Source organism: Thalassolituus oleivorans MIL-1 (assembly GCF_000355675.1).
GTDB classification, from domain to species: Bacteria; Pseudomonadota; Gammaproteobacteria; order Pseudomonadales; family Oceanobacteraceae; genus Thalassolituus; species Thalassolituus oleivorans.
The window spans coordinates 110,308-130,200 of the sequence record NC_020888.1 but is presented as its reverse complement, the minus strand read 5'-3'; the positions used below and the strand labels follow the sequence as shown (position 1 = coordinate 130,200).

Below are 19,893 nucleotides of genomic sequence, written 5' to 3'. Positions count from 1 at the left end.
ACATCATGCTCATGGATGAGCTGTTAACGGATGAACTCATCTCTGCGTGGTGGCGACTGCGACAACTGCCCGGTTTTGGCACCGTCACCACCAATGAACTCCTAGATCAACTCGGTAGTCCACGCGCCCTATTACGCTGCGACCGTCAACAGTTACGCTCCTTGGGATTAAGCGATACAGCGATTGAACGCTGGCAATTCGATGAGAGCCTAAGTAACGGCCTAGATAACCTATTAAACTGGCGCCGCCAAAGCGGTAGTGGTGTACTCATGGTGGGTACGAAAGACTATCCAGAGGCGTTAGCTAGCTTGAGAGACGCTCCCACCTTTTTATATTACAGCGGTAATGTTCAAGCGCTGCAGCGTCCCATGATTGCGATGGTGGGCAGCCGACACCCAACCCCCTATGGACGCCAATGGGCACGAGAGTGCGCTGCGGAACTTGCAGCTTCTGGGATTACAGTGGTGAGTGGTCTGGCTTTAGGTATCGACGGCGAAGCTCATGAAGGCGCAGTAAGGCGCGGAAGTACCATTGCCGTTCTGGGCAGCGGTCCAGATCAAATCTATCCGGCACGTCACCTTGGTTTAGCCCATCGCATCTGCGATCAAGGCATGTTGTTATCCGAGTTTGCTCCGGGGGTTACACCGCAAGCTCGTCACTTTCCATCACGTAATCGCATCATCAGCGGCATGACGCTAGCAACCATTGTGGTCGAAGCCGACATTAAAAGTGGCACTATGATCACCGCACGCTTAGCCGCAGAGCAAGGACGTGAAGTATTTGCTTTACCCGGCGTGGTCAGCAATCCATTGAGTCGCGGCCCACACCAGCTTATTCGTGAAGGCGCCGCTCTCATTGAGAACGCAAATGACGTGCTGGGTGAACTTGGGCTAGATATTCCCGCCCCACAAACAAACGCGGAACAACAAAGCCTTGAGCTAGAGTCCCCTTTATTTGAAAACGATCAAGCCAACACTGAGTTTGTAGAAACCGAAACTATTACGTTACGCGAAGCGTTACGAGTTAAATCACCAGCGCCGAAGGCCAAACCCAAAGCGCCTCGTGTCGCAGAGTCGGTCGATGTAACGAGTAACAGCCAAAACGCAGCAGAAGTACCCGAATTAGTGACCTGCATTGATTACACTACTACCAGCATTGATCTTATTGCCATACGCTCGAATCTGCAGATGGCACGCTTACTGCCCGAATTATTACAATTAGAACTCGATGGTTGGTTACAGCAACAGCCCGGCGGCTACGCCAGAATCAAATAAAGAAACAACTTCACCTGCCACTTACACCGCAGCTCTTGTTGAAATTCAGTCCTTGTTGTACGGTTCTGCCCCTGATCAATTCCCTAAGTATTTTGAGTAACTTCCTTGAACAGTTGGCACATTCAACAAGCCATACGCTGCGTGCGTTTAGGCGGCGTTTTAGCGTATCCCACTGAAGCGGTATGGGGTTTAGGTTGCGATCCGCGCAATGCTAAGGCCGTACGCAAAATTTTAACGATGAAATCACGCCCAGAGCATAAAGGCTTAGTGCTAGTAGGCTCTTCATTGGATCAATTTGACGATTGGATTAAACCGCTATCACCAGCAGACCTTGCTCAAGTACAAGCGACTTGGCCAGGGCCAACAACTTGGGTACTGCCATGTGTCGACAGTGTCCCAGTTTGGCTGCGTGGGCACCACGAAAGTCTTGCCATTCGTGTCACTGATCATCCATTAGTCAAAACCTTGTGCGCTACAATCGGCCCCTTGGTATCGACATCGGCGAATCCTGCTGGGAAAGAACCGGCAAGATCCGCTCTGCGAGTACGCCAGTACTTTGCCCAGCAGCCTGATTACATTTTACAAGGCGCTTTAGGTGGCAGAGATAAACCTTCGGAGATTCGAACTCTCGATGGCAAACGCCTACGCTGAACCAAGTTTGTGCAAGCGAGTCGAACAGCCGCCTATTCGCGGCTGGCAGAGCGAATTAATTTTTATGGTGATCGCTAAAACCGAACACCAATGAACTGGAGAAATGAATGAGTCAGCCTCAGCACGGTTGTGATATTGCCGCCGTAAAAACCTTTTTACTGGATCTTCAAGATCGTATTTGCAGCGCAATCGAGCAAGCTGATGGGCAAGCAACCTTCGTTGAAGACACTTGGGATCGAGAACAGGCAGAAAGTCCGCTAGGCCTCACCGGTGGCGGTCGTACTCGCGTAATGATCGAAGGTGCTGTGGTCGAAAAGGGTGGCGTTAACTTCTCCCATGTTCGAGGGGCCACGCTCCCTGCATCCGCTACTGCGAACCGACCTGAATTGGCCGGACGTAGCTTTCAGGCATTAGGGGTGTCGCTCGTGATTCACCCGAGCAACCCTTATATTCCAACGTCACACGCTAACGTGCGATTTTTTGTTGCGGAAAAAGAAGGTGAAGAACCAGTTTGGTGGTTTGGCGGCGGCTTTGACTTAACTCCATTTTATCCCTTTGAAGAAGACGTTATTCATTGGCACCAAACTGGAAAAAATTTATGTACGCCATTCGGCGACGATGTATTTCCAAAATATAAAAAATGGTGCGACGACTATTTCTTCTTAAAGCATCGCAATGAAACTCGCGGCGTTGGGGGTTTATTTTTCGACGATTTAAATACTTGGAATAACGAATTAAATTTCGATAAAAGTTTCGAATTCATGCAGGCCGTTGGCAACGGCTATATTGATGCCTACATCCCCATTATCGAACGTCGTAAAAATATTCCATACGGTGAACGTGAACGTAAATTTCAATGTTACCGTCGCGGTCGTTATGTCGAATTTAATTTAGTTTTTGATCGCGGCACCATTTTTGGTTTGCAAACCGGAGGTCGTACCGAATCAATTTTAATGTCCATGCCTCCAGTGGCTCATTGGGATTACGATTGGCATCCCGAAGCCGGCAGCCCAGAAGCGCGTCTTTACACTGACTTTTTACCTCATAAAGAATGGGTGTAAAGGAGTAAATCATGACCGATCTTTATGCAGTAGTCGGCAACCCTATTGGCCACAGTAAATCACCGCGAATTCATTTGGAATTTGCGGCAGAAACCAAACAAGATTTATTTTACAAAGCTATTTTGGTGCCGCTGGATGGCTTCGATACTGAAGCAAAACGTTTTTTTAAACATGGCGGACTAGGAATGAATATAACCGTTCCTTTTAAAGAAGATGCCTATCGTTTTGCGGATGAATACACGCCACGAGCTCAGCGGGCACAAGCAGTTAATACGCTGAAGCGCCTTGACGATGGTCGCTTATTAGCCGACAACACCGACGGCGCCGGACTCGTACGCGATATTACCGTGAATAATAATATCGCCCTAAAAGATAAGCGTATTTTGTTATTGGGTGCTGGCGGTGCTGTACGTGGGGTTTTGCAACCGCTGCTTGCAGAACAACCCAATTGCATCGTGATCGCTAATCGTACGGTAAACAAAGCAGAGCAACTAGCCGAAGATTTTGCCGATTTAGGCAAAGTATCAGGTTTAGGATTTGCTGATGTAGACGAGCCATTTGACGTTATTATTAATGCCACCTCAGCCAGTTTGAGTGGTGAATTGCCGCCGTTAAATCCCAGCATTATTTCACCTGAAACGGTTTGCTACGACATGATGTATGGCAATAGTGCAACTGTCTTTAATCAATGGGCGACAGAGCAAGGTGCCAAACTTACAATCGATGGTTTAGGAATGTTAGTAGAACAAGCGGCCGAGGCTTTTTTTCTATGGCGTGGAGTACGTCCCAGCACAGCACACCTGATGAAAACCTTGCGCGATGAGCGTCGCACACGTTAATAACATTTAGGCTTCAGTTCACTTCAAATGCGTCTATTTGGGCAAAATAGTCCAAATAGACCATCTGTAACAAATCGGTAATGCATTAGTACTAGTTTCTCTGTCATTAAAATTTAATGGAGAAGCAACAATGCAAGTATCAATTCTACGCGCGGCCTGCTTAGCGGCAACATTAGGCTTAGTAGCTTGTGGCGGCAACGATGGTAAAGACGGCAGCAATGGCCTTAATGGCTTAGACGGTACCACAACCACAGTAACTCAAGATGGCGCCCCTGGCTTAGCCGGTAACGACGGCCAAAATGGCACCGACGGCAAAAGTGCACCTCGCGACTTACAACTTGATGTTGTCGGTCGTTATGCCAGCGGTTCTTACGGCAAAAGCGCAGCCGAGATTGTGCAATTCCACAAAAATTCAAACTCAGCAATGGCAATCAATGGCGCCGACAATCGCATCGACGTTATTAGCCTTGCCGGCTTGCCGACGGTTGCCGTAGCCAACGCCTTTAATGACAACAGCCTAAGCTCAACGCCATTTAACTTGCCGACGGAAGTTACCGTATCGGGTGACGAAGTCATTGCTTTGGGTGCGGTTGACTCCCTAAGTGTTTATGGCGATTTATTAGCGGTTGCTATGGCGTCAGCCAACAAAACTGACCCGGGTGCTGTGTTGTTTTACACATTAGATGCCGCCGGTGCAGGTACCTTGCTTAAAGCGGTAAAAGTGGGCTCATTACCTGATATGGTGACCTTCACTCCAGACGGCAGCAAAGTCGTCGTTGCTAACGAAGGTGAGCCAGATACAGATTACGTCGTCGATCCTGAAGGTTCGATTTCTATTATTGCCATCACTGCAGGCGTTCCATCGGATACAGCAACACTTATCGACTTTGACGATATGATCTTCGCTAGCGCCTTACTCGATCCTGAAGATTACGATACCGATGAAGAGCGTCGCGCATTACTGCAAGCTGAAGATGTAAAATTCGCTTCACCTGCGGGCACGACCGTTTCGCAGGATCTTGAACCTGAATACATTGCTATCTCAAGCGACAGCAAAACCGCTTACGTTACTCTGCAAGAAAACAATGCCATCGCTATTCTTAATCTGGAAAATAACGAAGTAAAAGTCCGCGGCTTAGGTTTAAAAGACTGGTCACAATACGCTCTTGATTACACAGATAAAGACGAAGTACCGCTATTCAGTAAAGTGGATAACGTATTTGGTTTATATCAGCCGGATTCAATTGCCGCTTACGAATGGAATGGTGCTACTTTCGTTGTTACAGCAAACGAAGGCGACTCGCGCGATTGGAATGCATACTCAGAAGAAGTAAGAGTAAAAGACTTAACCCTCTCTACTGAAATGGATGTCATTTATGATCAACACGGCGGTAAGAACGGTTTAGGTCGTCTAAAAGTTACCAACGCGGTGGGCGATGCTGACGAGAATGGCGAATACGAAGCCTTGTACGCTTTTGGTGCTCGCTCCTTCTCTATCTGGGATCAAAATGGCACCCAAGTATTCGACTCTGGTGATGATTTCGGTCGTATTACCGCAAGTGTTTTAGGCTCAAATTTTAACTCTGCGCATACAGAGAATAAAGGTGATAACCGTTCGGATGACAAAGGTGCAGAACCAGAAGCCATCACTACTGGCGAAATTAATGGCCGCACTTATGCCTTTATCGGTCTTGAGCGTGTTGGTGGTATTTTCGTTTATGACATCACCAACCCATTTGCTGCGACATTTGTGGCCTATACCAATAACCGTGACTTTAGCACCACGTTTGAAATGGACGACGATTTAGCCGACCCATGTGACGTTGCTGAAGGTATGGATTGTACTCAAGTGCCAAATACAGGCGACCTTGGCCCAGAAGGCATTAAATTCATCAGTGCAACGGAAAGCCCGAACGGTAATCCATTAATCGTAATCGGTAATGAAGTCAGTGGCTCGGTAACGGTTTACCAAATCATGGAGTTGTAGTTACTTCAGTGAATAATACCAAGGCAATAAAAAAAGGGCGCTGTTAGCGCCCTTTTCAATTCACTCGGGTTCAACTATCAAAAGTACCGTTGTGATAAATTTCTTGCACGTCTTCTAGATCGTTAATCAACGCAGCAAAACGCTCAAACTGGGCAACATCGTCACCAGTAATTGGATGTTCCATCGTTGGCAAATAGGTAATCTCTTCAACTTCAAAATCGATCTCAGGATTCATCTCCTGCAATGCCGTTTTGGTTTTGAAGAAATCTGTCGGCGGCACTAACACTGTGATCATGCCGTCTTCACAATCGATGTCAGAAACATCGACATCAGCCATCATCAGTGCTTCTAATGCAACTTCTTCGTCGTCGCCTGCGAATACAAACATCGCGCGATGATCGAACATGTGAGAAACCGAGCCTTGAGTACCCAGCTTAGCTTTACACTTAGAGAAGACACCGCGAATCTCACCGAAAGTACGGTTGTGGTTATCCGTTAGGGCGCTGATCAATACCATGCAGCCACCAGGCGCAATACCTTCGTACAACGCTGGAACGTAATCTTCACCGATGCCGCCCTTGGCCTTATCAATTGCTTTCTCGATCACATGCGAAGGCACCTGATCTTTCTTAGCGCGATCAATTAAGCTACGCAATGAAAGGTTGGCGGAAGGATCTGTACCACCTGCTTTCGCGATCACATAGATCTCGCGGCCATATCGGGAATAGACCTTGGTTTTTGCTCCGGCCGTCTTGGCCATTGATTCTTTACGGTTCTGGTACGCTCTGCCCATGGGAATTGCTTCTTAATGGCTATATGAAAGGGCCAGATTGTAACCGCCAAAGGCCATTCTGTCTCGCCTCAGGCACGGAAATCATCAGCAATTTCTTGCGTTAAAGCATAAAGAACTAAGTAATCTTGCGACACATTGACCTAACCCAGTTATCCCGCAGCTCTGCATCCAGTATGCTAATTTTAACCAAGCTAAGTAAAAATTGCCTGATACCGCATCCACCATTACAGGGAGAGACTCATGACTATGCTATCCAATAGCACTATCACCAAATTGGTTGGTGTGCTTATTCTTGTACTTATTGCCTATTTCCTATGGCCCACACCGCGCACGCTGCACGAAGGCCCAGCAGACTCTCTGCCCCAATTGATGTCACCAGTAACCGGGGAGCCTCTATTGACCCCTGATGTCATTGCAACCCTAACCGACTCTCCCTGTTACGACTCATTATTTTACCTAGCACAACGATATGTCAGCGACGAGAAAACCTACCAAGCGTTAGAGGCCGTCGATACCCAAATGCAAGAGCTACCCGCCTCTTACCAAATGGAAAACCCATGGAAAGGCAACATCACCGTCGATGGCCTAGTAGTTAATATGCTAACCACCTTCCGCGATTGGTGTACCTTTTTACCTAGCATCAGCGGCGACCAAGATAATGGCCTAAAGTACATTCAAAATTTTGCTTGGTATTACTATAAAAACCCAGCCGCACAAGCCTTTGTTCAGGGTTATATGCCAGATCACTTAACACCTTTAGAAACTGGCTTTAAATTTACTCGTGATTTCAGTATGCAGCGCGGGGCCTATATGAATACTCAAGCCTCCGCGGCTCTAGTGCCTGAATGGGTAGAAGATCCGCGTATTGAAATTACTGACTATATTCCACCCGCAGGCGATGAATACAATTACAGCTCCTGGAATGAATTTTTTGCGCGCCAAATTAAAATTGACACCCAAAATGAAATTATTCCTAGCCGCCCTGTCACCATGCCAGAAAAAGACTATGTAGTGTCGTCGCCAACCGACTGCATTATGAATCCTTTAGTACAAGTACTCGGTGGCACAATGGAAAGTGAACGTGCCTTCATCAACAATCCACTACAAGCCGATACCGTACTCGACGTTAAAAACATCCCCATCGATTTAATTCATCTACTCGGTCACACCCCAGACGATATCAAACAAAAATTCGTCGGTGGCACAGGGCTGTCTTGCGTATTAATGCCAAATACCTATCACCACTTTCACAGCCCCGTTAGCGGCGAAGTAGTGCATGCAGAAGTCATTGAAGCCGGAACCTACGGTTACATTGACTGGCCAAACTGGGTGCCACAAGACGGTAATGTTGGTCGTGCAGGAACTGACTTCGGCCAATTCGAAGTATTTCAACGCGGTGTTGTGATTATCAAAGTGACCTATAAAAACGTCTTTGGTAACGAAATTGAAGGCTACGTCGCCTCTATTCCTGTTGGGCTAGATACGATTGGCTCGGTTGTGTTGGATGAAGATATCGTACCGGGCGCGCAAGTGAAGCGTGGCTATACTCGCCTCGGAAATTTCTTCTACGGCGGTTCGTTGAATATTTTATTATTCTCGAAAGGTTTAGCAACCGGAGCGGTGCAAACACGAATGGGCAATCAAATAACCTTATTTGATATTGGCAACGCACCTGAATAAATAATCATTTAAATGTAAAAAGCGCCACCTATGATATTGGACGGCGCTTTTTATTTGCTATCAATTAACGCTATCGTCCGTCGTAAAGTGATTCGCTCGCCCGGCTAAATATCGATCTTTAAATAGCTCAAAATAGGTCGATAAATTATCTGCACACTGGCGTTCGCCCATACGCTGTAAAATATCAATTGCCACTTCTGCTGTACCTAACTGATGCTCATGAAAGGCTTCGCGTAAGCGATAATTCGACGCTTGTGTTGGCTCAATCGCAATCACAGGATAATTAGCCAGCCATGAACTGCGAAACATTTTGCGCGCCTCGCGCCAAGTGCCATCGAGAAAAATCAGTAAAGGTTTACGCCCTGCCAAATAGCGCTGCAAAGTCTCGTCGTCTTTCATATGGCGTTCGGGAGCTGCATAGTTGTATGGAAATATTACCAAAGGCGCGTAATCTTCCCGCTGAACAATTGCCAGCATCTCAGGATCAGGCTCTGTACGATGCCAAAGAAAGGCATGATTGTCAGCCAAAACATCAGCCACTAATCGGCCCGTATTACTAGGTTTGAATACCTCGCCTTGATAATAAACAAGGCAAACAGCGACGACGCCCGATGGGGCTGGTCGTGACGAGCACATGCACAGTGACTTAGCCAACATACAATCCGTGCAGCGTTTAACACGACTGCCCCGCGCGAGAAACTCGCGGCTAGATCGAGCAAGCTCGCGCTGACGCAATAAGGTAACAGAGTTTGTATGGCCAGATTGAGCGTTATACATAGAAGCGAGATGTCCAAGTGTCGTTTTAGTGCAAAGTTATCATTGTTACTTCAAATCGACTATCAGTTCGCGTGACGCACCATAGAACTGATCTAGGTTTAATGTGCGAACAACCCTATTCCCCATAAGGTAAGGCCAATGAACATATTCGGCAACTCAAGTAAGAAGCCCAGCCCCGACAAGGGGCCTGATACCTCTACCGTTGAAGCCGTATATCGCTCAATGGCTGTTGCTGAGTTTTCGCCTTCTGGAGAAATTTTGTTCGCCAATGACAAATACCTAAAGATGGTAGGGTATCAAGCGCAAGACTTTATTGGCCGTCACCACCGCACAATATGCGAACGTGATTATGTAGATTCATCAGAGTATCGCGATTTTTGGCGAAATCTTGCCAATGGCAACACAATGAACGGTGAGTACAAGAGGGTTAAAGGTGACGGAGAAACGCTTTGGCTTGAAGCCTCTTACGCACCGGTTATTGATGCTAATAAAAATATTATAAAGATACTGAAAATCGCACACGACGTGACGCAACGAGTAGAAACTGAAAATGAAAACCGAGCTAAAATGGAAGCCGTTGATCGCTCTAGCGCTGTCATTCGCTTCGACTTAAAAGGCAATGTTGTTTCAGCTAACCGTAACTTCTTAAACGCAATGGGATACACAGAACAAGAAATTATAGGTAAGCATCATAGAATTTTCTGTGACAAAAGTTATGCCGATAGTGATGACTATAAAAAGTTTTGGGATCAGCTAAGAAGTGGTCGCTATATATCAAGTCGTTTCGAACGAATTGGAAAAAACGGCAACGTCGTCTGGCTAGAAGCCTCATACAACCCGCTGATAGATAACAAAGGTAACCTCTTTGGCTTCATCAAATATGCAACCGACATTACCGAAGATATCAAAAAGAATCAGCTAGAAACTGAAAATGCTGCACGCGCATACCATATAGCCGTCGAAACTGAAAAAGCCGCGGCGCACGGTACCGAAGTAGTCCAAGATGCAGCAAAAGAGATGTCTCAAATATCTGAGGCTGTCGATAAATCTGCAACCATCATTGCCGAATTAGGCAAACAATCGGAGCAAATTACATCGATCGTTAATACCATTCGTGGCATTGCCGATCAGACCAACCTGCTGGCTTTAAACGCCGCCATTGAAGCTGCAAGGGCGGGAGACCAAGGTCGAGGCTTTGCTGTTGTTGCCGATGAAGTACGCCAACTAGCGGGACGTACAGCAGATCAACTCAAGAAATTTCAGATATGATTGGCAAAATTCAAGCGGGTACTAACAGTGCAATAACCAGCATGACAGCTTGCAAATCTCAGGCGTCTCATGGTTTAGACTTAGCTCAACAGGCTGGGGCGGTTATATTGCAAATTAGAGCAGGTACCAAAGACGCTGTTAGTATTTTCGCCGAAGTAATAGAAAGCCAGAAATAAATCAACCACTGCTCTGTTATCTATAGTTAACAGAGCTGGCCTGAAAGAGTTTCTGGTCGTCATACTAGATCACTAAATATTCTACTTATTCCATACTAATTCATAATGCTCTGGAAATGGACCATCTTTAAAGTCCATTGCTGAGACAGCATGTACACCATCTAGTGCTAAGACTTGGCGTACCATTTCGGGAAGCATCGCCATACCAATGTATTTGCCTAAGCAATCATGAGCGCCAAATCCATAGGTGAAATTGTTATACCAATTTCGATCTTTATTGAATTCATCGGCGTTTTTGTAGGCACACTCGTCAAACATCGCAGACTGAGTTAAAGCTAATACCGTGGTGCCTTTTTTGAGGCTAGTTTCGTGTTCGGTTCCTTCAGCGATAATATAATCTTGAGCTACTTGTCTAAACATATAGGCCCCAATGGGAACGAAGCGCAAAGCCTCCCAGACAAGACTTTCGATTTCATCCGTATCTTCCAGCAATGAAGCCGCTTTTGCTTGGGCCAATAACTCAGGGCGTTCTAAGAAGAAATGAATCACCTGAGCGGCGGCCTTCGACGTCGTCTCGACCGTACCAATTAACAGGCCACCAACATTTCGACCTAAACGTATCAGGGGGAAATCGACTTCGTCAGGAAAAGATGAACGCAACATACGCGTAACAATATCGTCTTCATGTACGTCTGGTTCTTTACCAATTAAACCCCGAACAGCATTTTTAATTTTTAACGCTGGTTTCAACACACGATCTTTCACCTTCACTGCAAAAAGCTTGCGCAGAATCATTGCTTTAAGATATTCAGTCAGCTCGGCAGTACACTCCTCATGACGCTGTACAATATGATCATGTTTGTCTTTCGGGTTCAGATCGAACGGTTGATTATAAAATGTATTGTATTGGTTCCAATATGACCACTTGAATAAGGCTTCTGGTTCAATGCCATCGAAACCAAAGTATTTTTGCACCAAAATAACAGGAACCATACGGCAATAATTATTGACGATTTCTATCTGACCATCAGCATCGTCGAGAATTTTTTTTGACGTATCACTAATCAACTTTTTAATACGTGGAATATCATCGCGATTCAGCATGCTCTGCATGATGGATTTTTCACGATAATGTAAGGCATCGTCATCATGGGCCATTAAATAGCCTGGGTTATCATCAGTAACGCCCATTTTAGACTTGTATAAATCCACTGAAAAAATGGTCGGCATTTGCAAACAATCACGCACATCGCTAGACCTTGCCAACAAGGTACACTCAGGTGTCACAAGTATTGGGCGTTCTGCTCGTAACTGCTTAAAAAATGGTAGTGGGTTTGTTTTAATCCACTTTCGAACCAAGGGATATTTTTCTACATCTGGAGCAGCATCGTATTCGGCCAAAAAATCCATAGTCATAACGTCTGTCTTTGTTCCTTTACAAGGTCTTTAAATACTCAATAAGATCCCAGCGCTGTTGCTCATTCAAAGCAGGTAACACAGATCCATTCAACTGAGGTGTTTTTCCCGCAGCATATTCATGCCCAGCATTATCATTACCCTCCACAGGACGATCTAAAGCAATGCTAGTGTTATAAGTAAAACCATCGTAACCCGCGGAGATAAAACCTACCTTGACGGGATCAAACTCACGCGCGCCAACAACGAATGAATCTGGGCGATATTCACCATCATCGGGATCTCCCGCACGTTTTTTCGGTAATAATAAATCATATAAAGTTGGCACCGACCCATTATGTAGATACGGAGCAGTCGCCCAAATGCCATTCAACGACCGACCTTTATAAGCCAATAGTGAATTATAAGGGTTCGACGTAGTATCCGACTTGTAGTTACCACTTTTTACAGTGTTGGGAATATCGTTATCAAAAAACGACAAGCCTAAGGTGTATAAGCGATCAAGCCAGCGACGTAAAAACCACTTATCTGCATCTGGTGTCGCAATCACCCCCTTAGTAGCCGAAGTAAGTATTTGCACAACCGGCGCATCCTCACGAATCACAACATTGCCCACATCCGTAGCCTGCACAGTGTCTTTCAAATTTCCTGATTTACCCGCATATTGAACACCGTTTAATGCCATCTTTTTATCCGTACCAACGATATCAATATCAATCATGCTGGCAACGACCAAACGTTTACTATTAGCGCGGTCAACAACGACATGGCAAGCCTGACAGTATTGAGCAAACAAGGTTTGTCCTCGCTCTGCTTTCACGGTATCAATTTTTCCCAAAATTTCTTGAGGCCAAACGGGCGACTGTAATCGTTGTAATTGCGCCTCTAGGCGCTGAAGGTTCGTTAGATCAATTGATGATTTGAAATTAACCACTTTATTTTTATTTTTTTGGTCTGTGAGTAGCGACGACAAATCAAAATGACTTGGCTCTTCAGCCGTCCAGTCGAGAATACCAAATACACCGATTACCTCACCGGTATTGCGTCCTAACGGGCCCAAAGCATAATTTTGTGCAAGGCCGTTCCATTGCACATAATCTGACTGACCAATATCCCATAAAAACGGATAACTAACGGGCGCATCGGCTTCATTAAAGATTTGATCTCGAACTCGTAGAAGATCGCGCAGATTCAAACCAGGGTAACCCTGATCATGAGACGCTAGACGGTTTATAATTTTCGAGAACTGACTATCAACAATAATATTTTCACCAACACCAGCCAAGACGTTAGTGATTTGAGCATCGGTTAATATACGAACCCCTGTTGGCGAAACCGCCAATTTCATCGCATTAGATAACTGCTCTTTATTAATCATGTGCTGCAATACACGATTATATATACGGCCAAATGCATCCAGTCGTGCATAACCATATTTCACATGACTATGATTAACGGTGTTGTACAAATGAATCGTACCCGACCACTTTTTCAAATCGGCGACAACTTGATCTGCATTCTTATAGTTGTTTTCTAACGCCAGTACATTAGCGATAAATCGCTGCTGTTTTGCTGAATCAGTGAGGGTAGCCATCATCGACTTTTCGAGTTCGGCGAAAAATCCAGATATGTCCGACATGGCCGGACCACCGTCAATGCGAATCGCCTGACCTTTAAAATTAACTTGAGACGTATGGCAAGCTGCACAGGTAAAACCAACGTAATCCTTACCTTGATATTCGTCCTTAACAAAACCTACAGCCAAGCCATTGGGATTAAAGAATGTAGGCTTCTGTGGCAAGTAGCGATATTTATCCATATTCGCGTTATCGCGCAGCAAGCGCTGAGAACTAGACTCTTCTAACGAGAGATATAAATCATAAGGAAGTAAACCGGAGCCTTGGGTTGTGTTGTAGAACCAGAGGCTTTCTGATTCAGACCAACCTTGATCGAGATAAACAGGCGTAGAATAACTTTCACCAAACGCTCCATTCGCCATCGCAACAGCGCCGCGATCTGGATCATCATCCCAATGCTGATAAAGCTTGCCCAGTAGCAGCGAGATAGTCATCAAACCGATCACTGAACCAAGCAGACGCCATTTATATTTATATAACCAAACGATAATAGCGAAGAGCTTCTGGAACAAAGTAGCCATAATCTAATCCCTTAGATGATTGTTAAGGTTGGTATTCGCGGTACCGCAGCACGACAGACGAGATAAACCAACACAAAACACCAATATCTATTGCGCTGCAACCTCTAAAAAATGTTCACCACGACATTTTGGCGTAAACAAAGTTCCGATTGCATGGAATGAGACTGGTATTCATGCACTTACATAGAACACAGAAAAATATTTGCCACACTAGGCTGTTAGCCATGACACGCCAAAAACCACACATGGCGTGCTTGGCATCTTATTTTAGTATGTTTTGACTGATTCTTGAATCAACAAATCTGAGATATTAAATACCCTGCCCAAAGCGCTGCAACCAATCGCAGAAATCCGTTTCTGGGCGCAAGTTAAAATGCTCGCGGCTGGCAGCTAACACCGCCATCCGATCCAGACGAAAAATACGCGTATCTAGGCGTAAGTGATCCCAAGCAAACACATACCAAACCGGCCAGTTCAAAAATAGATAATGCGGCTCAATCGAACGTTCGCTGATTTCACCGTCCTCACGTTGATAACGAATAGACAACAGATTCTGATTGAAAAACGCCTCTAAGAACTCACGTCCCGGCGCGTTATCGGCCTGATACGTTTGCTGTACCGTATCTGACGCCGGATTCCCCACCCAAATACGGCGGCGTAATTGACTGAGTTGCGGTCTAGCCGCCTCGGGCAGCGCTGCCAATAATTTATGCTTAACCGAGCTCAACTGGGTTAACAACAAAGGCGACGGTAATTTCTCCATCACACTAAGCGCCAGCAACAAATCTAAAATCTCGCTGGGTTTTAAATTAATGCGGCCAATACCAAAACGCTTATGTAAACGCAGTCCACCACCACGCCCCGTATCGCTTTCAATCGGGTAGCCCTGCTCGCGCAGACGCGCAACGTCTCGCATCAAAGTACGCAGGCTAACGCCTAACTCCTCAGCAAGACGCTGTGCGGTGAACGATTCTTTCGTGCGCAACAACACCAGTAATTGCTGCAAACGATCTGATGGATGCAAATTTATCACTCCATAGTGTCATCAACTGTGCCATATCTTGTCATAGTTATAACCACACTGAGTACTCCTAACCACATTGATTAAACAAGGAGCAACCAATGCCAAACCAACAACAATCCAGCGCAAATCGCACCATCGAATGGGCGCCCTACACCCTGAAAGACGGTATCGATGAAAGTGATCTAATACAGGCAGCCACCGACGTTGAAACCCAATTTCTCAAACAACAACCCGGCTATTTGCAACGTCAACTACTAAAAGGTAAAGACAACCAATGGGTTGATCTGGTCTTTTGGCAGTCGGAGCAGGCCGCCGCCCAAGCAGGTCACAGCATTATGCAGTCACCTTTTTGCCTTAAATACTTCGCTATGATGCAAGAAATGGACGACCCCAATGCCGCACCACCGGCGCATTACCAAGTCATAAAACACTGGAATCTAACAAACTAGGTGAGAATTATGTTTATTGATCATATGGGCATTGCCGTTAGTAATTACCAACGAAGCAAAGAGTTTTATCTAAAAGCACTAAAGCCACTCGGCGCCGAACTCGTGCTCGAAGTACAAGGCTGGGGTGGTTTTGGCCAACAAGGAAAACCCGATTTTTGGCTAGGCGAAGGCGCAGCGGTTCACGCCCCTATGCACATTGCCTTTAAAGCCGAAAATCGCGAACAAGTGCGACAGTTTTACCAAGCCGCACTCGATGCCGGTGCGAAAGACAATGGCGCACCGGGCATTCGAGAAATCTACCACCCGAATTACTACGGTGCGTTTGTGTTAGATCCGGATGGGCATAATATTGAGGCGGTGTGTCATTTGCCGGAGTAGTTTTTAATTTTCGGTTTATTTTCCTGATTTAGCTCGGCTGCACGCCGAGCTTTTTTCTTTTATAACATGCAGATTTAACTCACCTATCATACCCTTCAGCCAGATGCTTATCTTTCAGCCGCACATAATTCCCTGCACCATAGGTAAAAAAACTGCGTTCTTTTTCGGTAATCGGGCGGACTTTTTTCGCTGGGGTGCCCATATACACAAAGCCGCTTTCGAGCACTTTACCCGGAGAAACAGTCGCTCCGGCGGCGACGATGACTTCGTCTTCGACAATTGCACCGTCCATAATCATGGATTTCATGCCGATTAATACGCGATTGCCGATGGTGCAGCCGTGCAACATGGCTTGGTGGCCGATGGTGACGTCGTCGCCGATAATCAGCGGATAGCCACCGGGGTTGTAGTCAGAAGCATGGGTGATGTGCAGCACCGAGCCGTCTTGTACGCTGGTGCGTGCGCCAATACGAATGTGATGCATGTCGCCGCGAATCACAGCCAACGGCCAGACTGAGCAGTCGTCGCCCAATTCTACGTCACCAATGATCACTGAGCTGCGATCGACAAAGACGCGTTCACCGAGTTTTGGGCTAATACCTTGATAAGTGCGCACGCTGGTGAGCAGTTTGCCGCTTTGATCGCTCATATTTCGCTCCGACTCTGGTTGTATTTTTAGTATTTGACCCAAATACTCTATCTATTGCCACCGCTTTGGAAGTTCTTCATGTCTAACCCTGTTTCTAGTGCTCATGCGTCATCCAATCCATTACTGCAAGAGCACGCCCTACCACCGTTTTCTGCGATCAAGCCGGAGCATGTTCTGCCTGCCATCGAGCAACGCCTAAACACCAACCGCGAGCGCATTAATAATTTGCTGCAAGGCCTTACTAACCCAACCTGGGAATCTTTGGTGCTGCCGTTAGAAGCCTGGAATGACGAACTTAGCCAAGCGTGGTCGCCGGTTGGCCATTTAAATGGGGTTAAAAACAGCGATGAGCTACGCGATGCTTACAACGCATGCTTACCGTTATGGAGCCAATATAGTACTGAAATCGGCCAAAATACCGAGTTGTTTAAAGCCTTCGAAGCACTGCGTAATAGCCCAGAGTTTGCCAACCTATCGAAAGCGCAACAAACCTCGATTGAACACGAACTGCGTGATTTCCGTTTGGCCGGTGTCGATTTATCCGGCGACAAGAAAACCCGTTATGGCGAGATTCAAAAGCGCTTATCCGAGCTGACCAGTAAATTTGGCGAGAACGTGTTAGACGCGACCCAAGCGTGGAGCAAGCAAATCACTGATGTCAGTGAACTGGCCGGTTTACCCGAAAGCGCGTTGGGTTTGTTGCAGCAGCAAGCACAACAACGCGACCTTGACGGCTATGTCATCACCCTCGACTTCCCGTCGTATATGCCAATTATGAGCTACGCCGATAACCGCGAGTTGCGCCAAGAGCTGTACACCGCGTTTGTTACGCGCGCTTCGGAGCAAGGCCCAAATGCCGGTGAGTTTGATAACAGCGCGGTAATGAACGAAATTCTCGATTTACGTTACGAACTCGCTACCTTGCTGGGCTTCGAAAACTACTCTGAATATTCAGTTGCCACGAAGATGGCAGGCTCTGCGCAAGAAGTGTTGGATTTCTTAGATGATTTAGCCACCAAAGCGAAACCGCAAGCCGAACGTGAATTTGCTGAACTCTCTGCCTATGCCGCCGAGACTTTGGGCTTAACGGAATTAAAACCTTGGGATATTACCTTCGCCTCCGAGAAGCTGCGCCAACAACGCTACAGCATCTCGCAAGAAGATATCCGCCCTTACCTACCGGTCGATACCGTCATCAAAGGCATGTTTGAAACGGTAACCCGTTTATACGGTATTGAATTTGTTGAGATTAAAGACTTCGATACCTATCACCCCGACGCCCGTTACTTTGAAGTACACAAAGACGGCGCAAAAATCGCCGCCTTTTATCTCGATTTATACGCCCGTGCGAAAAAGCGTGGTGGCGCATGGATGGACGACTGCCGTATTCGTCGTACTACCCAAGATGGCATACAAACCCCAGTTGCCTATTTGGTCTGCAATTTCTCGCCTGCGGTAGGCGATACTCCCGCACTATTAACTCACGATGAATTAACCACGCTCTTTCACGAATTTGGTCATGGGTTACATCACATGATGACCGAAATCGACGTTGCCGGTGTCAGTGGTATTAATGGTGTTGCTTGGGATGCGGTTGAACTGCCTAGTCAATTTATGGAGAACTGGTGCTACGAACCAGAAGCCCTCGCCTTTATTTCTGGCCATTATCAAACCGGCGAACCACTGCCACAAGAATTATTGGATAAATTACTTGCGGCAAAGAATTTCCAAAGCGCCATGATGACCATGCGCCAAATCGAATTCTCGATTTTCGATATGCGCTTGCATCGCGAACATACCGCCGCTAACCCAGTGGATGCGGCAACCATTATTACCGACGTGCGTAAGAGCGTTACTGTTGTACCAACGGTCGAGTTCAACCGTTTCCAACACAGCTTTAGCCATATCTTTGCCGGTGGTTATGCCGCGGGTTATTACTCGTATAAATGGGCCGAAGTATTAAGTGCCGATGCGTTTTCAAGTTTTGAAGAAGAAGGCATTTTTAACCGCGAAACCGGCGAACGCTTCTTGCGTGAAATTTTAAGCCAAGGCGGTAGCCGTGATGCTGCGGAACTGTTCGAAAACTTCCGTGGCCGTGCACCATCGGTGGAGCCGCTACTGCGTCATTGCGGTATCTTGGGTGAGGAAGCAGCGTAATGACAACCGTAAGAAAACGCCGCTTTATTGCTGGGGCCGTGTGCCCCAAATGCGCAGAAATGGATAAAACCGTGATGTTTACCAACGACGAGGGCGAAGAAGTTCGCGAATGCGTGAGTTGCGGTTATAGCCAAACCACCAGTGAACAGGCGGTCGAAGATCAAGCAAAAGAGATCGTTACCCGCGTAACACCGGATGGCAAAGCGATTCTCGATGAAGGTGAGCAGCCGCTTAGGATTTTGGGATTAAATCCGAAAAAGTAATTAAGCAATTTCAAATAGCGACTGAATAAACTCAGTCGCTATTGTTAAACCGCTAAATCTTAGTTAGCGGCATTAAATCCATGCGCAGCCAACCAAGGGTCGAGCTTGCCCATCACCCGCTGTAAACCTTCCCCGACCACAAGCATATGATCCATATTCACTAAACCGATAAATTCGCTATTGGTGTAACGCGCTGCTGTGCGGCGGCTAATGGGGGTTCTAACAATTCGATCAGATTCACCCGCAATCACCAGTACCGGGCCTTTAATACGCTCGGGATACACTTTGCTGGCTTTGGTTTTATCTAAAAACCACATCGACATTTCAAAATAAGCGCGGCCAGATTCAGCTTTTAGTTGATCAAAGATCTCAGCCATTAATGGCTTAGGGGTTAAATGCCCCGTACCCCAAACAAAGGTTTCCCACTCTGGGATCAAGGGCTTGCGCCAAAACGCCCAACGCGCAAAGTGATGTTGGAAGATTCTCAGCATGCTGGGATACATTGCGAACATACTGGCAGCGGGCGCGGGCGAGAGCAGCACTAGGCCCGCGTGTTCGACTCGTTGCGCGACAAGCTGCGCGATCAAGCCCCCCATCGACCAACCGATGATAATCGGTGGTTTCTCTAGGGTCTTAATCAACTCGACAAAATCATCGGCGTAGTCCGTTAAGCTAACCTCGGCCATTTTGCGCGAGCCTTCCAATATGGGTAGGTCGTGATAACGCAGTGGCGGCGCATACACGTCAAAACCGCGCTGTTCCAACTCAGCCTTCATGGCATCCCAAGCTTCGGGATAACAAAATGTACCAGCTACTAACACGACGGGCTGCTTTCCAGAAGCACTCATGAGGATGTCTCCTTGTTGTGAATAATGATCTATAAATACCTATT

The 19,893-nt window shown here is 46.6% G+C and carries 19 protein-coding genes; 12 read left to right on the top strand and 7 right to left on the bottom strand.

What is annotated here, in order from left to right; genetic code table 11:
* Positions 1-5 precede the first annotated feature (5 nt).
* The 5 genes from dprA (at position 6) to TOL_RS00550 (ending at position 5,812) form a co-directional block, all read left to right on the top strand.
* Positions 6-1,274: a DNA-processing protein DprA gene (dprA, locus tag TOL_RS00570; protein ID WP_015485312.1), complete on the top strand. Its 1,269-nt coding sequence runs from the start codon at positions 6-8 to the stop codon at positions 1,272-1,274.
* A 105-nt stretch (positions 1,275-1,379) separates the two neighbouring features.
* Positions 1,380-1,925: an L-threonylcarbamoyladenylate synthase type 1 TsaC gene (gene tsaC, locus TOL_RS00565; protein ID WP_015485310.1), complete on the top strand. Its 546-nt coding sequence runs from the start codon at positions 1,380-1,382 to the stop codon at positions 1,923-1,925.
* A 107-nt stretch (positions 1,926-2,032) separates the two neighbouring features.
* Positions 2,033-2,986: an oxygen-dependent coproporphyrinogen oxidase gene (gene hemF, locus TOL_RS00560; protein WP_015485309.1), complete on the top strand. Its 954-nt coding sequence runs from the start codon at positions 2,033-2,035 to the stop codon at positions 2,984-2,986.
* Between the two features lie 11 nt (positions 2,987-2,997).
* Positions 2,998-3,825 (top strand): shikimate dehydrogenase, encoded by an 828-nt coding sequence (aroE, locus tag TOL_RS00555; RefSeq protein WP_015485308.1) that lies wholly within the window; start codon positions 2,998-3,000, stop codon positions 3,823-3,825.
* A gap of 130 nt (positions 3,826-3,955) precedes the next feature.
* On the top strand, positions 3,956-5,812 hold the full coding sequence (locus TOL_RS00550) for a choice-of-anchor I family protein (RefSeq protein ID WP_015485307.1): 1,857 nt from the start codon (positions 3,956-3,958) through the stop codon (positions 5,810-5,812).
* A gap of 70 nt (positions 5,813-5,882) precedes the next feature.
* Here TOL_RS00550 and TOL_RS00545 read toward each other — a convergent pair whose 3' ends face one another.
* Positions 5,883-6,605, bottom strand: coding sequence for a YebC/PmpR family DNA-binding transcriptional regulator (locus TOL_RS00545; protein ID WP_015485306.1), 723 nt, complete (start codon positions 6,603-6,605; stop codon positions 5,883-5,885).
* Positions 6,606-6,845: 240 nt separating this feature from the next.
* Here TOL_RS00545 and TOL_RS00540 point away from each other — a divergent pair, with 240 nt between their 5' ends.
* The gene (locus TOL_RS00540) at positions 6,846-8,285 is read left to right on the top strand and encodes a phosphatidylserine decarboxylase (protein WP_015485305.1); all 1,440 of its coding nucleotides are present in this window, start codon (positions 6,846-6,848) and stop codon (positions 8,283-8,285) included.
* Between the two features lie 60 nt (positions 8,286-8,345).
* Here TOL_RS00540 and TOL_RS00535 read toward each other — a convergent pair whose 3' ends face one another.
* Entirely contained in the window at positions 8,346-9,062 is a 717-nt protein-coding gene (locus TOL_RS00535) for a tRNA-uridine aminocarboxypropyltransferase (protein WP_015485304.1), read from the bottom strand.
* A gap of 138 nt (positions 9,063-9,200) precedes the next feature.
* Between TOL_RS00535 and TOL_RS00530 the strand changes: the two genes are divergently transcribed.
* Positions 9,201-10,331 (top strand): methyl-accepting chemotaxis protein, encoded by a 1,131-nt coding sequence (locus tag TOL_RS00530; RefSeq protein ID WP_015485303.1) that lies wholly within the window; start codon positions 9,201-9,203, stop codon positions 10,329-10,331.
* Positions 10,328-10,507: a hypothetical protein gene (locus TOL_RS19110; RefSeq protein ID WP_015485302.1), complete on the top strand. Its 180-nt coding sequence runs from the start codon at positions 10,328-10,330 to the stop codon at positions 10,505-10,507. The genes TOL_RS00530 and TOL_RS19110 overlap by 4 nt, the downstream gene beginning before the upstream one ends.
* 81 nt (positions 10,508-10,588) lie before the next feature.
* Here the strand turns inward: TOL_RS19110 and TOL_RS00525 are convergent, their stop codons facing one another.
* From TOL_RS00525 to TOL_RS00515, 3 genes are all read right to left on the bottom strand, one after another.
* Entirely contained in the window at positions 10,589-11,923 is a 1,335-nt protein-coding gene (locus tag TOL_RS00525) for a cytochrome P450 (protein ID WP_015485301.1), read from the bottom strand.
* A gap of 19 nt (positions 11,924-11,942) precedes the next feature.
* Positions 11,943-14,081, bottom strand: coding sequence for a di-heme-cytochrome C peroxidase (locus TOL_RS00520; RefSeq protein WP_015485300.1), 2,139 nt, complete (start codon positions 14,079-14,081; stop codon positions 11,943-11,945).
* Positions 14,082-14,391: 310 nt separating this feature from the next.
* Positions 14,392-15,114 carry a helix-turn-helix transcriptional regulator gene (locus TOL_RS00515; RefSeq protein ID WP_025264469.1) on the bottom strand — a complete coding sequence of 241 codons (723 nt, stop codon included), beginning with the start codon at positions 15,112-15,114 and terminating at the stop codon, positions 14,392-14,394.
* A gap of 89 nt (positions 15,115-15,203) precedes the next feature.
* Here TOL_RS00515 and TOL_RS00510 point away from each other — a divergent pair, with 89 nt between their 5' ends.
* Positions 15,204-15,554, top strand: coding sequence for an antibiotic biosynthesis monooxygenase family protein (locus tag TOL_RS00510; protein ID WP_015485298.1), 351 nt, complete (start codon positions 15,204-15,206; stop codon positions 15,552-15,554).
* A 9-nt stretch (positions 15,555-15,563) separates the two neighbouring features.
* On the top strand, positions 15,564-15,932 hold the full coding sequence (locus TOL_RS00505; RefSeq protein ID WP_015485297.1) for a VOC family protein: 369 nt from the start codon (positions 15,564-15,566) through the stop codon (positions 15,930-15,932).
* A gap of 79 nt (positions 15,933-16,011) precedes the next feature.
* Here the strand turns inward: TOL_RS00505 and TOL_RS00500 are convergent, their stop codons facing one another.
* Positions 16,012-16,581 (bottom strand): gamma carbonic anhydrase family protein, encoded by a 570-nt coding sequence (locus TOL_RS00500; protein WP_015485296.1) that lies wholly within the window; start codon positions 16,579-16,581, stop codon positions 16,012-16,014.
* Positions 16,582-16,659: 78 nt separating this feature from the next.
* Here TOL_RS00500 and prlC point away from each other — a divergent pair, with 78 nt between their 5' ends.
* Together prlC and TOL_RS00490 are read left to right on the top strand one after the other, a co-directional pair.
* Entirely contained in the window at positions 16,660-18,738 is a 2,079-nt protein-coding gene (gene prlC, locus TOL_RS00495) for an oligopeptidase A (RefSeq protein ID WP_015485295.1), read from the top strand.
* Positions 18,738-19,001 carry a YheV family putative zinc ribbon protein gene (locus TOL_RS00490; protein ID WP_015485294.1) on the top strand — a complete coding sequence of 88 codons (264 nt, stop codon included), beginning with the start codon at positions 18,738-18,740 and terminating at the stop codon, positions 18,999-19,001. Before prlC ends, TOL_RS00490 begins: the two co-directional genes overlap by 1 nt.
* Positions 19,002-19,060: 59 nt before the next feature.
* Here the strand turns inward: TOL_RS00490 and TOL_RS00485 are convergent, their stop codons facing one another.
* Complete coding sequence (locus TOL_RS00485) at positions 19,061-19,849, bottom strand: alpha/beta hydrolase (RefSeq protein ID WP_015485293.1); 789 nt, start codon at positions 19,847-19,849, stop codon at positions 19,061-19,063.
* Between the last annotated feature and the right edge of the window lie 44 nt (positions 19,850-19,893).

Excerpts from the sequence above, each read along its gene's own strand:
- TOL_RS00510 (WP_015485298.1), top strand. The coding sequence starts at position 15,204 with ATGCCAAACCAACAACAATCCAGCGCAAATCGCACCATCGAATGGGCG.
- TOL_RS00520 (WP_015485300.1), bottom strand. The coding sequence starts at position 14,081 with ATGGCTACTTTGTTCCAGAAGCTCTTCGCTATTATCGTTTGGTTATAT.
- TOL_RS00530 (WP_015485303.1), top strand. The coding sequence starts at position 9,201 with ATGAACATATTCGGCAACTCAAGTAAGAAGCCCAGCCCCGACAAGGGG.
- hemF (WP_015485309.1), top strand. The coding sequence starts at position 2,033 with ATGAGTCAGCCTCAGCACGGTTGTGATATTGCCGCCGTAAAAACCTTT.
- TOL_RS00500 (WP_015485296.1), bottom strand. The coding sequence starts at position 16,581 with ATGAGCGATCAAAGCGGCAAACTGCTCACCAGCGTGCGCACTTATCAA.
- TOL_RS00485 (WP_015485293.1), bottom strand. The coding sequence starts at position 19,849 with ATGAGTGCTTCTGGAAAGCAGCCCGTCGTGTTAGTAGCTGGTACATTT.
- dprA (WP_015485312.1), top strand. The coding sequence starts at position 6 with ATGCTCATGGATGAGCTGTTAACGGATGAACTCATCTCTGCGTGGTGG.
- TOL_RS00535 (WP_015485304.1), bottom strand. The coding sequence starts at position 9,062 with ATGTATAACGCTCAATCTGGCCATACAAACTCTGTTACCTTATTGCGT.
- prlC (WP_015485295.1), top strand. The coding sequence starts at position 16,660 with ATGTCTAACCCTGTTTCTAGTGCTCATGCGTCATCCAATCCATTACTG.
- TOL_RS00540 (WP_015485305.1), top strand. The coding sequence starts at position 6,846 with ATGACTATGCTATCCAATAGCACTATCACCAAATTGGTTGGTGTGCTT.
- TOL_RS00550 (WP_015485307.1), top strand. The coding sequence starts at position 3,956 with ATGCAAGTATCAATTCTACGCGCGGCCTGCTTAGCGGCAACATTAGGC.
- TOL_RS00505 (WP_015485297.1), top strand. The coding sequence starts at position 15,564 with ATGTTTATTGATCATATGGGCATTGCCGTTAGTAATTACCAACGAAGC.
- TOL_RS00525 (WP_015485301.1), bottom strand. The coding sequence starts at position 11,923 with ATGACTATGGATTTTTTGGCCGAATACGATGCTGCTCCAGATGTAGAA.
- TOL_RS19110 (WP_015485302.1), top strand. The coding sequence starts at position 10,328 with ATGATTGGCAAAATTCAAGCGGGTACTAACAGTGCAATAACCAGCATG.
- aroE (WP_015485308.1), top strand. The coding sequence starts at position 2,998 with ATGACCGATCTTTATGCAGTAGTCGGCAACCCTATTGGCCACAGTAAA.
- TOL_RS00545 (WP_015485306.1), bottom strand. The coding sequence starts at position 6,605 with ATGGGCAGAGCGTACCAGAACCGTAAAGAATCAATGGCCAAGACGGCC.
- TOL_RS00490 (WP_015485294.1), top strand. The coding sequence starts at position 18,738 with ATGACAACCGTAAGAAAACGCCGCTTTATTGCTGGGGCCGTGTGCCCC.